This window comes from Micromonospora sp. MW-13 (genome assembly GCF_003434305.1).
Taxonomy (GTDB): Bacteria; Actinomycetota; Actinomycetes; order Mycobacteriales; family Micromonosporaceae; genus Micromonospora.
The window spans coordinates 12,010-24,752 of record NZ_QKKX01000061.1; the positions used below are offsets into that span (position 1 = coordinate 12,010).

10 protein-coding genes are annotated in these 12,743 nt (G+C 73.3%); 8 read left to right on the forward strand and 2 right to left on the reverse strand.

Annotated features, from left to right (window positions below; translation table 11 throughout):
* Positions 1 to 237 precede the first annotated feature (237 nt).
* Positions 238 to 2,715: a bifunctional (p)ppGpp synthetase/guanosine-3',5'-bis(diphosphate) 3'-pyrophosphohydrolase gene (locus C5N14_RS25795; protein WP_117671568.1), complete on the forward strand. Its 2,478-nt coding sequence runs from the start codon at positions 238 to 240 to the stop codon at positions 2,713 to 2,715.
* Between the two features lie 60 nt (positions 2,716 to 2,775).
* Here C5N14_RS25795 and C5N14_RS25800 read toward each other — a convergent pair whose 3' ends face one another.
* Both C5N14_RS25800 and C5N14_RS25805 read right to left on the reverse strand, forming a co-directional pair.
* Positions 2,776 to 3,612, reverse strand: a complete 837-nt coding sequence (locus C5N14_RS25800; RefSeq protein ID WP_117671570.1) for a peptidylprolyl isomerase — start codon at positions 3,610 to 3,612, stop codon at positions 2,776 to 2,778.
* A gap of 64 nt (positions 3,613 to 3,676) precedes the next feature.
* Positions 3,677 to 4,555, reverse strand: coding sequence for a peptidylprolyl isomerase (locus tag C5N14_RS25805; RefSeq protein ID WP_117671572.1), 879 nt, complete (start codon positions 4,553 to 4,555; stop codon positions 3,677 to 3,679).
* A gap of 263 nt (positions 4,556 to 4,818) precedes the next feature.
* Between C5N14_RS25805 and C5N14_RS25810 the strand changes: the two genes are divergently transcribed.
* The 7 genes from C5N14_RS25810 to C5N14_RS25840 all read left to right on the forward strand — a co-directional run bounded on the left by C5N14_RS25810 (position 4,819) and on the right by C5N14_RS25840 (position 12,695).
* Positions 4,819 to 5,538: an MBL fold metallo-hydrolase gene (locus C5N14_RS25810; protein WP_117671574.1), complete on the forward strand. Its 720-nt coding sequence runs from the start codon at positions 4,819 to 4,821 to the stop codon at positions 5,536 to 5,538.
* 73 nt (positions 5,539 to 5,611) lie between these two features.
* A complete protein-coding gene (gene hisS / locus C5N14_RS25815) occupies positions 5,612 to 6,940 on the forward strand; it encodes a histidine--tRNA ligase (protein WP_117671576.1) in 1,329 nt (442 codons plus the stop codon).
* A gap of 211 nt (positions 6,941 to 7,151) precedes the next feature.
* Positions 7,152 to 8,327, forward strand: coding sequence for a sensor histidine kinase (locus C5N14_RS25820; protein WP_128763661.1), 1,176 nt, complete (start codon positions 7,152 to 7,154; stop codon positions 8,325 to 8,327).
* Complete coding sequence (locus C5N14_RS25825; RefSeq protein ID WP_243640033.1) at positions 8,315 to 8,953, forward strand: response regulator transcription factor; 639 nt, start codon at positions 8,315 to 8,317, stop codon at positions 8,951 to 8,953. Before C5N14_RS25820 ends, C5N14_RS25825 begins: the two co-directional genes overlap by 13 nt.
* A 403-nt stretch (positions 8,954 to 9,356) precedes the next feature.
* Entirely contained in the window at positions 9,357 to 10,679 is a 1,323-nt protein-coding gene (locus tag C5N14_RS25830) for an aspartate aminotransferase family protein (protein WP_207892872.1), read from the forward strand.
* Positions 10,676 to 11,716 carry an NAD(P)-dependent oxidoreductase gene (locus C5N14_RS25835; RefSeq protein ID WP_256371553.1) on the forward strand — a complete coding sequence of 347 codons (1,041 nt, stop codon included), beginning with the start codon at positions 10,676 to 10,678 and terminating at the stop codon, positions 11,714 to 11,716. The genes C5N14_RS25830 and C5N14_RS25835 overlap by 4 nt, the downstream gene beginning before the upstream one ends.
* Before the next feature lie 13 nt (positions 11,717 to 11,729).
* The gene (locus C5N14_RS25840) at positions 11,730 to 12,695 is read left to right on the forward strand and encodes a UbiA prenyltransferase family protein (protein ID WP_117671582.1); all 966 of its coding nucleotides are present in this window, start codon (positions 11,730 to 11,732) and stop codon (positions 12,693 to 12,695) included.
* Positions 12,696 to 12,743: the final 48 nt, after the last annotated feature.

Here is a 12,743-nt window from a genome sequence, read left to right on the forward strand (position 1 = left end):
GCCGGCGACCCCGCCCGGCGACTCGGGACCGGGGCGGCGTCCGGTCCGTGCCCGGCTGACCGATTGGTCGTGGCGGCCGTCGGACGGACCCGGTGCGGTCCGTCCGGCGGAGCGGCGGGGCACCGTGCGTGCGGGTAGCATTGCCCATTGCTGAGCGGGCGGGAGATTGCCCGGGCGGCGGAAGACCAGGCCGGCCGGCGCACGGTCGGCATACCCCGGCGAGCGGTGAGGAGGCCGGTGTCCCACGATGTCGTCCCCCCGGTGGAGGGCACGGTGCACCCGACAGGCGACGCTGACGGCTCGGTGACCGACAAGGGAGCTGACCTGCGGGGCGCGATCCCCGGGAGCGAGGGGGATTCCGCCCACGCAGACGGCGGCACTCCGGCGGCCGGCGTCCTGGAGCCGCTGTCGGCCGACGACTCCGGCGACCCGTTGCCGGGCGCCGGCTTCGCGCTCTCCAACGCGCCCACCGGGCGGCGGGTGCGGGCCCGGCTGGCCCGGTTCAACGCGCCCTGGCAGACCTCGCAGGTCAGCGAGGTGCTGGAGCCGCTGATCTCCTCCCATCGGGTGAACCACCCCAAGGCCGACGCCCGGCTGCTCCAGCGGGCGTTCGACACGGCGGCCCGCTGGCACTCGGGCCAGTACCGCAAGTCCGGCGACCCGTACATCACCCACCCACTGGCGGTGTCCACCATCCTGGCGAACCTGGGGATGGACACCACCACCCTGGTCGCCGCGCTGCTGCACGACACGATCGAGGACACCGAGTACACCCTCGACCAGATGAAGGCGGACTTCGGCGGCGAGGTAGCGCTGCTCGTCGACGGGGTGACCAAGCTCGACAAGGTCAAGCTCGGCGACGCCGCCAAGGCGGAGACGATCCGCAAGATGGTCGTGGCGATGGCCAAGGACCCCCGGGTCCTGGTGATCAAGCTGGCCGACCGGCTGCACAACATGCGCACCCTGACCTTCCTGCCCCGCCCGAAGCAGGAGCAGAAGGCCAAGGAGACGCTGGAGATCCTGGCGCCCCTGGCCCACCGGCTGGGCATGAACACGATCAAGTGGGAGCTGGAGGACCTCGCCTTCGGCACGCTGTTCCCGAAGCGGTTCGAGGAGATCCTCCGGCTGATCGGGGAGCACCAGCCGCAGCGGGAGTCGTTGCTGCGCCAGGTGACCCAGAAGGTGGGCACCGACCTGAAGGCCGCCAAGATCAAGGCGGAGACGACGGGCCGGCCGAAGCACCTGTACTCGATCTACCAGAAGATGATCGTGCGGGGTCGCGACTTCAACGACATCTACGACCTGGTCGGGGTGCGGATCCTGGTCGACACGGTGCGGGACTGCTACGCCGCGTTGGGCGTGATCCACGCGAACTGGCAGCCGGTGCCGGGCCGGTTCAAGGACTACATCGCGATGCCCAAGTTCAACATGTACCAGTCGTTGCACACGACGGTCATCGGGCCGACCGGCAAGCCGGTGGAGATGCAGATCCGCACGTACGCGATGCACCGCACCGCCGAGTTCGGCATCGCCGCGCACTGGAAGTACAAGGAGCACAAGGGCACCCAGATCGTCGGCCCACCGGCGCACATCGACGAGATGACCTGGCTGCGCCAGCTGCTGGACTGGCAGCGGGAGGCGGCCGACCCGAGCGAGTTCCTGGACGCGCTGCGCTTCGACCTGTCCAGCCAGGAGGTGTACGTCTTCACCCCCAAGGGCGACGTCATCCCGCTGCCGACCGGGTCGACGCCGGTGGACTTCGCGTACGCGGTGCACACCGAGGTGGGGCACAAGTGCATCGGGGCGCGGGTCAACGGCAAGCTGGTGCCGCTGGAGTCGACGCTGTCCAACGGCGACGTGATCGAGATCTTCACGTCGAAGTCCGAGACGGCGGGGCCGACGCAGGACTGGCTGGGCTTCGTCAAGAGCCCCCGGGCGCGGACGAAGATCCGCCAGTACTTCAACAAGGAGCGGCGCGAGGAGGCGATCGAGGCCGGCAAGGACTCGATCGTCAAGGCGATGCGCAAGCAGGGCATGCCGTTGCAGCGGATGCTCACCTCCGACGCGCTGATGGCGATCGCCCGGGACCTGCACCTGGCCGACGTGGCCTCGCTCTACGCGGCGGTCGGCGACAGCCAGGTCTCCGCCCAGTCGGTGGTGCAGAAGCTGATGGCCGCGTACGGCGGCGAGGAGGGCGCGGCGGAGGACATCGCCGAGACCGCCGTCGCCACCCGGCCGCCGCGCAGCCGGCAGAGCAGCGCCGACCCCGGCGTGGTGGTCCGGGGGGTCAGCGACGTCTGGATCAAGCTGGCCCGGTGCTGCACCCCGGTCCCGCCGGACTCCGTCTTCGGGTTCGTCACCCGCTCCGGCGGGGTCAGCGTGCACCGGGACGACTGCGCCAACGCCGAGGACCTGCGGGCCCAGGACGAGCGGGTGGTCGAGGTCAGCTGGAAGCTCACCTCCGCCTCGACGTTCCTGGTCGCCATCCAGGTCGAGGCGCTGGACCGGCACAAGCTGCTCGCCGACGTGACCCGGGTGCTCTCCGAGGAGCGGGTCAACATCCTCTCCGCCACGGTCACCACCACCCGGGACCGGGTGGCGGTCAGCCGGTTCAGCTTCGAGATGGCCGACCCGAAGCACCTGGGCCACCTGCTGGCCGCCGTCCGCAAGGTCGACGGCGTCTTCGACGCGTACCGGGTCACCTCGGGGTCCTGACCCGCACACGACAGCGCCCGCCGGCTCGCAGCCGGCGGGCGCTTCGTCGTTGCGGAGGGCTCAGCCCTGCGGCTCGCTCATCGTCACCTTCTTGATGACGACCTCCTTCTTGGGGTGGCCACCGCCGGCCTGCTGGGCGAACGCCTTGTCGTCGCCGGCCTTGGCGACGGCCTCGACGATGTCCATGCCGCCGGTGATCGTGCCCAGGACGGTGTAGTTCGGGTCGAGCTGCGAGTCGCCGTAGACGATGAAGAACTGGCTGCCGGTGCTGCCGGGCTGCTCCGATTTGGCCATCGCGATGACCCCCTTCGGGTAGGCGGGGCGCTTGTCGGTGGGCAGGTTCTCCTCGGCCAGCCTGTACGCCGGGCCACCGGTGCCGTCGGTGTCCCGCCAGCCCTTGCCGGTCGCGCTCGGGTCACCGCACTGGAGCACCTGGATGCCCTCGGTGACCAGGCGGTGGCACTTGCTGTTGTCGAAGAAGTTCTTGCTCGCCAGGTGGGTGAAGCTGGCCGCGGTGCACGGCGTGGCGGCCCGGTCGACCTTGGCGGTGATCGGGCCCAGGTTGGTGTCCATGGTCAGGGTCTGCACGCCGGTGTTCGCCTGCTGGGCCTGCGGCAGCCCGACGTCCTTGATCTCCTTGGTGCGGCTCTCCTTGGGGATCTCGGTGAACGCGCACTGCACGAAACCGCTATTGGCGGCGGTGTCCTGCTTCTTGTCGTCGCTGCCGACGGTGGTGGCCAGCCACACGGTGCCGGCGACCACGAGCAACAGGGCCGCCCCGGCGCCGACGATCGCCTGCGTCTGCCGGCGCTTGCGGGCCTTGGCCGCCTGCGCGGCCATGTTCCGCTGGAGTCGGGCCTTCGCCGCCGCGCGCTGCCGCTCTTTCGTGGACGTCACGGTCGATCCTCCTGGACTGTGTCTCTGGCGCGGTCTGTGCCGCAGTGTGTGGGGCGGGGCCCGGTCAGCCGGCGCTCGGGCTGGCCGCCGGAGCGCCCGACGCCGGGGCGGTCGCGGCCGGTGCCGACTCGCCGACGGTGAGACTCTGGATCACCACGTCGGTCTTCGGCTTGACCTTGGCTCCACTCCCATTGTCCACGGTCGGGAGGGCACCGATCTTCGTGATCACGTCGAGCCCGCCGGTGACCCTGCCGATCACCGGGTAGACCGGCTTGTCGGGGTTGTAGTCCTTGAAGAAGACGAGGAACTGGCTGCCGTTGGCGCCCGGCGGGTTGGCCATCATCGCGACCGTGCCCTTCGGGTACGCCGGGGGCTGGCCGGGGGCGGGGCTGGCCGACGGGCTCGCCTCGGGCGCCGTGGGGACGTTCTCGTCGTAGAACGAGTATTTCGGCCCGCCCAGGCCGGTGCCGCTCGGGTCGCCGCAGCGCAGCGCGCCCTCGGCGGTGATCTCGTGGCACGTGGTGTTGTCGTAGAAGCCCCGGCTGGCCAGGTGGGCGATGCTCGCCCCGGCGCAGGGGGCCGAGGCGAGGTCCAGCTCCGCGGTGACCGGCGCGCCCTGGTTGGTGGTGACGGTCATCGTCCGGGTGCCCTCGGTCGGCAGGCCGGTGGTGGCCGGGGTGCCGACGTCCTTGAGGTTGGTGTTCGCGGTGGCGTCCTGCGGCGTCCAGAGGCAGACGTCCTCGGCGGCCGTGTTCTTCTCCGGGTCGTCGTCGAAGGCGCCCAGCGCCCACGCCGAGCCGGCCACGATCAACGCGAGCACCACGGCGGCGCCGACGCCGGCCTGGATCTGCCGACGGCGCCTGGTCCGGGCGGCCCGTCGGGCCAGCTGCCGGTCGAGCTTGGCCCGCGCCAGTTTGCGCTGCCGGTCCCTGCTGGAAGCCACCCGTGCTCCCCTTCCTCTACCCTGACGGTCACCGGCGGGTTTGGGCGTCGCGCCCCGTGGGGCGGCACGTGCGCCACGCCACACGCCCGCCAGAGTGTACGGGTACCGGCTGGGAATGTGGTGTACCAGGGCCTCGCCGGGTTTATCGGAGGCAGTCACTGCGCCCCCTGGGGCCGGCGGGGCGGGTGGGTCGACGGAATCCGCTCGCCGTTGCGGCTAGGCTGCCAGGGCAGGGACGGCAGCTCGACGGAAGGGGAGCGGACGTGCTCGTGGCCGGCTTTCCCGCGGACGCCTTCGGCACCAACTGCTACGTGGTGGCGACCGCGCCGGGGGAGCAGTGCGTGGTGGTCGACCCGGGCATCGGGGTGATCGACCGGCTCGACGCCGTGCTCGCCGAGCACCGCCTGCACCCGGCCGCCGTGCTGCTCACCCACGGCCACCTCGACCACACCTTCTCCGTCGCGCCGGTCTGCGGCGCCCGGGGCGTCACCGCGTACGTCCACCCCGACGACCGGGAGCTGCTGGCCGACCCGGGCAAGGCGCTGTCGATGGACCTCACCCAGCTCTTCGGCGGCCGGCTGCCCTACACCGAGCCCGACGACGTCGCCGAGCTGGCCGACGGGGCCACCCTCGCCCTGGCCGGCCTGGAGATCACCGTCGACCACGCCCCGGGCCATACCGGCGGGTCGGTGCTGTTCCGGCTGCCCGGCGCCGGCTCGCCCTGGGAGGCCGAGCAGGTCTGCCTCTCCGGCGACGTGCTGTTCGCCGGCTCGATCGGCCGCACCGACCTGTGGGGCGGCAGCATGCCCCGGATGCTCGCCAGCCTGCGGGACAAGATCCTCCCGCTGGCCGACGACACCGTGGTGCTGCCCGGCCACGGCCCCGCGACCACCATCGGGCGCGAGCGCGCGAGCAACCCGTACCTCGTCGAGGTGGCGGGCTCCGGCGACGCGCGCCCCGCCGCGCCCCGCCGCGGTCTCTAGTTTTCCTCCGCCCGCGCCGCGCGGGCCCACGACCTCACCGCGCCCGGCGGCGCGGAGCTGCAAGGAGTACGCCATGAGCAAGCCCACGCCCATCTCCGGTTTCCCCGAGTGGACGCCGGCGCAGCGGATGATCGAGCAGTTCGTCCTCGACCGGATCCGCACCACCTTCGAGCTGTACGGCTTCGCCCCCCTGGAGACCCGCTCGGTGGAGCCGCTGGACCAGCTCCTGCGCAAGGGGGAGACCTCGAAGGAGGTCTACCTGCTGCGCCGGCTCCAGGCCGACGCCGAGGGCCCGGCCGGGGACGACGCACTCGGCCTGCACTTCGACCTGACCGTCCCGTTCGCCCGGTACGTGCTGGAGAACGCCGGCAAGCTCCAGTTCCCGTTCCGCCGCTACCAGATCCAGAAGGTCTGGCGGGGCGAGCGCCCGCAGGAGGGCCGCTACCGGGAGTTCCTCCAGGCCGACATCGACATCGTCGACCGGGACACCCTGCCGGCCCACTACGAGGCCGAGATGCCGCTGGTCATCGGCGACGCGCTGCGGTCGCTGCCGATCCCGCCGGTGCGGATCCAGGTCAACAACCGCAAGATCTGCGAGGGCTTCTACCGGGGCATCGGGCTGACCGAACCGGAGGCCGCCCTGCGCGCGGTCGACAAGCTCGACAAGATCGGCCCGGCGAAGGTGGCCGAGCTGCTGGCCGAGACGGCCGGGGCGAGCGAGGCGCAGGCCAAGGCATGCCTGTCTCTGGCCGAGATCTCCGCCCCGGACGCCTCCTTCGCCGACGCGGTGCGCGCCCTCGGGGTGAGCCACCCGCTGCTGGACGAGGGCGTCGCCGAGCTGGTCGCGGTGGTGGAGACCGCCGCCGCGCACTCCCCCGGGCTGTGCGTGGCCGACCTGCGGATCGCCCGCGGCCTGGACTACTACACCGGCACCGTCTACGAGACGCAGCTCGTGGGCTACGAGCGGTTCGGCTCGATCTGCTCCGGCGGCCGGTACGACAACCTGGCCAGTTCCGGCAACGTCCGCTTCCCGGGGGTGGGCATCTCGATCGGGGTGACCCGATTGCTCGGCCTGCTCTTCGGCGCCGACGCGCTGTCGGTGTCCCGCAGCGTGCCGACCTGCGTGCTGGTCGCGGTCACCGCCGAGGAGCAGCGGGCGGCCAGCAACGCCGTCGCCGACGCGCTGCGCCGCCGGGGGGTGCCCACCGAGGTGTCGCCGAGCGCGGCGAAGTTCGGCAAGCAGATCCGGTACGCCGAGCGGCGCGGCATCCCGTACGTGTGGTTCCCGGGGGCCGACGGCGCGGCGGACGAGGTGAAGGACATCCGATCCGGCGAGCAGGTGGCCGCGGCGGCGGGGGAGTGGACCCCGCCCCGGGCGGATCTTCGGCCGCTGGTGGGCTGACCCGCCGCCGGTCCGCCGGATCGTCCCGCGGGGGCCGGCCCCGTGCCCGGTCGGTGGCCGGCGTCCCGGCCCGGCAGGGGCCGGACCAGCCGTCAACCGGCCCAGTGGCCGGTCGGGGCCGCCACCCGGCCCGCCGGGCCGGGCCGAACGGTTGCCGTGATCCCTGCATTCAGTGATGACCGTCGTTGATCCGACTGCCAGAATGACCAACGTGTCATCGCCCGGTCACTCTGCGCCCGTCGTCGATGCCGCGGGGGAGGGCCGGGCCAACCGGTTCATGCTGGTCCTGCTCGCCCTGCACCGGGCCACCTGCCTGGCGCCGGCGGTCGCCACGGGCGCGTACGGGGCGTACCGCAGCGCCTGGGCGAACCTGGCACTGCTGCTCGGCGCGGTCGCCTGGAACCTGGTGCTGTTCCGCTCCGCCGTGCGGCGTGGCTGGTTCCCGACGCCGCTGGTCTACCTGGACGTCGGGCTGGCCGTGGCGGTGCTGGTGGTGGTCACCGCGAACCTGCCCACGGAGGTCGCCGACGCGCCGAACTGGGGCAACGGGGTGGCGCAGGCCGCCGGGTCGCTGGCCGCCGCGGCCATCGCCCGGCCCGCGTCGGCGGTGGCCAGCGTGTTCGCGCTGCTCACCGCCCAGGCCGCGGTGGCGGTCGGGTACGGCACGTCGGGGGCGCCGGTGCTGGAGCTGGTGCACACCATCAACGGGCTGGCCTGCTTCGCGCTGGTGGCGGGCTTCGCCGTGCGGTACCTGCGCCGGGTCGGCCGCGACCTCGACCGGGTCAACGCGCGGCGGCTGGTCGCCGAGGCGGAGCGGGCCGCCGACCACGCCCGGTACGTCACCCGGTTGGCGCACCACCGCGCCCTGCACGACACGGTGCTGACCACCCTCACCCTGATCGCCCGGGGCGGGGTGGACCCGCGGCTGCCCGAGCTGCGGCAGCGGTGCGCCAGCGACGCCGACGTCATCCGGGGGCTGCTGGCCGACCGTGCCGACCCGGAGTTCGGGACCCTCGCCGAGGCCCTGCGGCACGTGGTCGGCGAGGTGTCGCTGCTCGGCCTGCGGGTGCGCTACCGGGGCGCGCTGACCCCGCCGCACGTGCCGTCCCCGGTCGTGCAGGCCGTCGGCGAGGCGGCCCGGGAGGCGCTGAACAACGTGGTCAAGCACGCCGGGGTGGACCAGGCCTGGCTGACGGTCAGCGGCGAGCGGGGCGTCCTGCGGGTGACGGTCGTCGACCGGGGGTGTGGCTTCGACCCGGACGCGACGCCGCCCGGGTTCGGGTTCCGGCACTCGGTGGTCGACCGGGTGGCCGAGGTGGGGGGCCGGGTCCGGGTCTCCAGCGAGCCGGGCGGGGGAACGTGCGTGGAGCTGTCGTGGCCCCGGTGATCCGGGTGGCCGCCGTCGACGACGACCGGATGCTCCTCGACGGGCTGGTCACCTGGCTGTCCACGGTGCCCGACCTGCGGCTGGTCGGCGCCGCGTCCACCGTGGACCAGTTGCTGGCGGGCCTGCCCGGCCCGGTCGACGTGGTGCTGCTGGACCTGGTGCTGCGCGACCGCAGCGACGCGGCCGGCAACGTCCGGCGGCTGGTCGCGCGCGGGCACCGGGTCCTGGTGCTCAGCGTGTGGGCGCGGCCAGACCAGGTCGTGGCCACCTTCGCCGCCGGCAGCAGCGGGTACGTGACCAAGGACCACGACCTGCCCGCCCTCGCCGTGGCGATCCGCGAGGTGCACGCCGGCCGTCCCGTATTCTCCACCGACCTGGCCTTCGCCTGCCTGGGCGACAGCCGCCCGGTGCGCCCCGCGCTGTCCCCCCGCGAACGCGCGGTCCTGCTGGCGTACGCCTCGGGCATGACGCTCAAGGCGGCGGCCCGGCACCTGGGCATCAAGCCGGAGACCGCGCGCACCTACCTGGACCGGGTCAAGGCGAAGTACCACGACCTGGGCCGGCCCACCCGCACGAAGCTCGACCTCGCCGACCGGGTTCGCGAGGATGACCTGGAGGCGGGCTGACCGCCCGGCCCGGCCCTCCCGCGCCGCCGCCCGGCGGCCGTCCCTCGTCCCCCCGCCGCCCCGGTCGCCGGGCCCCGTCGACCCCCTGCCCGGACCGTACCGGTTGCCCGGCGGCGGCGGGCGTCCCGCGTTCGGGGGACACGCCCCGGCCGGCCCGTCCCCCGAACGCGCGGCATGACCTGCTCGGCGCAGATCGTTAGTTTGGGAATCGCACAGCGTCGAGATCCATCGATGCCCGGACGGGTTCCGTCCCTGGCCGGCGCTGCCGTGCCCCCACCGGTCGTTCGAGGAAAGGCCATGCCCCATGCCCAGTTTGATCGGCGTCAACGAGGCGGAACAGCTCAGCACCAGGCAGGTGCACGAGCTGTACCGCGCCCACGTCAGCCGCAGCCAGGTATCCCTGATGACCACCTTCGGCTTCGGCCGGGAACTGGTCGAGCACGCCGAGGGGGTGTGGATCCGGCTGCGCGACGGCCGACGGGTGCTCGACTTCTCCGGCGGCGTCGGGGTGCTCAACCACGGGCACAACCACCCCCGGATCCTGGCCGCCCGGCGGCGCTTCGCGCAGGCCCGCCGGATGGAGGTGCACAAGGCGTTCTTCTCGCCGTACCTGGCCGCGCTGAGCCACAACGTGGCCGCGCTGCTGCCCGGCGACCTGTCCGTGTCGTACTTCCCGAACTCGGGGGCGGAGGCCAACGAGGGCGCGATCAAGATGGCGTACAAGTACCACGGCGGGCGGCGCAACACGATCCTGCGCGCCGACATCAGCTTCCACGGCAAGACCCTCGGCGCGGGCAGCCTCACCGGCTCGTCGGAGAACTCGTTCAGCTTCCCGGGGCTGCCCGGCATCGTCGTGCACCCGTACGGTGACCTCGCCGCGGTGCGCGCCGTCGTCGACGCCGCCCGCACCCCCGACGGCGGCTGCGACGTGTACGCCATCCTCGTCGAGCCGTTCAGCGCCTCCACCATGCGCGCCTGGTCGGCCGACGACCTGCTGGCCCTGCAACGGCTGTGCCGGGAGCGGGACATCGTCACCATCTACGACGAGGTCTACACCGGCTGGGGCAAGACCGGCAGCCTGTTCTACTTCATGCGCCACGAGGGGCTGCTGCCCGACATCCTCACCTACTCCAAGTCGCTCGGCGGCGGCAAGGCGTCCATCTCCGGCTACACCGCCCGCGAGCCGGTCTTCCGCCGGGCGTACGACCGGCTCACCGACGTCATCCTGCACAGCACCACCTACTACGGCTTCGGCGAGGAGACCGCCACCGCCCTCGCGGCGATCGAGGTCGTGGTGGACGACGACTACCCGGCCCGCGCCCGCGCCCTGGAGGCGGTGCTGCGCCCCGGCCTGGAACGGCTGGCCAAGGCCCATCCCGACGTGGTGACCCGGGTCGCCGGCGCGGGCGCGCTGTGGGGGGTGTTCCTCGGCGGCGGGCCCGGCGTGCTCGACCTGGCCGGCAAGCTGATGCCCGGGTTCGCCCACGACCCCCAGTTCCGCACCAAGCTCGTCACCCTGTCGGTGATCGCCCACCTGTTCCGCGAGCACGGCATCATGACCTACTACAGCCCGAACGCGGACAACCCGCTGATGGTCGCCCCGAGCCTGGTGGCCACCGGCGAGGACGTCGAGCACTTCCTCACCGCCCTGGACGCCACCCTGTCCCGGGGCCTGCCGAGGCTGCTCGCCTCCTTCGTGCGGGAGCGGGTGACCTCCCGGTGGTGAGCGCCGAACGGGTCGTGGTGACCGGCGCGTCCGGGATGCTCGGCTCGCACCTGGTCCGCCGGCTGCTCGACACCGGCCACCGGGTGCACGGCGTGGACCTGCTGCCCGCCGTGCACACCCACCCCGACCTGACCCACAGCCAGGGCGACATCCGCGACGGCGCCCTGCTGGACCGGGTCCTCGCCGACTCCGCCGCGGTGGTGCACTGCGCCGCCGCGCTGCCCAGCTACCCCGCCGAGATGATCCGCTCGATCATCGTCGACGGCACCCGCGCGGTGCTCGACGCGGCCCGCCGGGTGGAGGTGCCCCGGGTCGTGCACATCTCCTCGACCGCCGTGTACGGGCTGCCCCGGCTCGTCCCCACCCCCGAGGAACACCCCCGGGTGCCGGTCGACCCGTACACCCGGGCGAAGGTCGAGGCGGAGCTGCTGGTCGAGCGGCACCGCGCCGACGGGCTCTGCGTGCCGGTGCTGCGGCCGAAGACCTTCCTCGGCCCCGGCCGGATGGGGCTGTTCGCGATGCTGTTCGAGTGGGCCGAGGAGGGCCGCAACTTCCCCGTCCTCGGCCGCGGCGACGTGCGGGTCCAGATGTTCGCCGTGGAGGACCTGGTCGACGCCGTGCTCATCGTCCTCGCCGCGCCCGACGACGTCGCCGGGGACACCTACAACCTCGGCGCGGCCGAGTTCGGCACCCTGCGCGAGGACTTCCAGGCCGTGCTCGACGCCGCCGGGCGCGGCGGCCGGGTGGTCGGCCTGCCCGCCGGGCCGGCGCTGGCCGCCCTCGCCGCCCTGGAGCGCAGCGGGCTCTCCCCGGTGTACGGGCGGCTGCTGCACAAGCTGCGTGCCGACTCGTACGTCAGCATCGACAAGGCCCGGGAACGCCTCTGCTTCAAGCCCCGGTTCGCCAACCGCGACGCGATTCTCGGCACGTACCGGTGGTGGCGGGAGAACCGGCACGCCACGGCGGCCGGCGGCGGCCGGACCAGCCGGGAGCCGTGGCGGCAGGGCGCGCTCTCCCTCGCGAAGATCTTCTTCTAGGCCGGGAGGTCCGATGCCCCTGCTCGACTCGGCCCCGGCCGCCGCCGGCCCCGCGGTGCACCCCCCGGCCGCCGGCCGGACCCGCCTCCTCGTCGACCTGGTCCGGCTGGTCCGGCCCGGCCACTGGGCCAAGAGCCTGCTGGTGGTGCCGGTCCCGCTGCTCGACGCCCCGTCCTGGCACCCCGCCGGGCTGGCCCGGCTGGGCTGGTCGGTGCTCGCCTTCGTCCTCGCCGCCTGCGCCGTCTACGTCGGCAACGACGTGGCCGACCGGCACCGCGACCGCCACCACCCGGTCAAGCGGCACCGGCCCGTCGCCGCCGGCCGGGTGCCGGTGCCCCTGGCGTACGCCTGGTGCCTGGTGCTGCTCGTGCTGCTCGCCCTGGTGCTGGCCGCCGGCCTGACCGGGCCGGCCTGGCCGGTGCTGGCGTACCTCGTGTTGAACGTCTGCTACAGCCGCGGCCTCAAGCACGTCCCCCTGGTCGAGGCCGGGGTGGTCGCGCTCGGCTTCGTGCTGCGGGCCGTGCAGGGCTACCTGGCCGTCGGTGCCGCCGTCTCGGCCTGGCTGCTGCTCACCGTCTTCGCCGGCTGCCTGCTGCTGATCGTCGGCAAACGCCGGCAGGAACTGCTCGACGGCGGGGTGGCCCACCGGCCGGCGCTGCGCGGCTGGTCGGTCGAGCTGGCCGGGCACCTGTTGCAGCTGACCAGCGTGCTGGCCGTCACCGCGGGGCTGGTCTGGCTGAGCACCGAGGCCCCGTTCGACCCGTACGGGGAGGCCGCGATGCTGCTGTCCGCCCCGTTCGTGCTGTACCTGATGTCCCGCTACCTGCAACTCGCCCTGGTCCGCCGGGCCGGCGGCGACCCGGTCCGGCTGCTGCTGCGCGACCGCGCGGTCGTCGCCGCCGCGCTGCTGTGGGCCGCCGCCCTCGGCGCCCTGCTGACCGCCGCCCAGTTCCCGGCGCTCATCGCCGCCCTGCCCTGACCTGGCCGCCGGCCCTCCTGACCTGACCGCCGGCTCCTGCCCTACCCG

Excerpts from the sequence above, each read along its gene's own strand:
- hisS (WP_117671576.1), top strand. The coding sequence starts at position 5,612 with ATGAGCAAGCCCACGCCCATCTCCGGTTTCCCCGAGTGGACGCCGGCG.
- C5N14_RS25830 (WP_207892872.1), top strand. The coding sequence starts at position 9,357 with ATGACCACCTTCGGCTTCGGCCGGGAACTGGTCGAGCACGCCGAGGGG.
- C5N14_RS25840 (WP_117671582.1), top strand. The coding sequence starts at position 11,730 with ATGCCCCTGCTCGACTCGGCCCCGGCCGCCGCCGGCCCCGCGGTGCAC.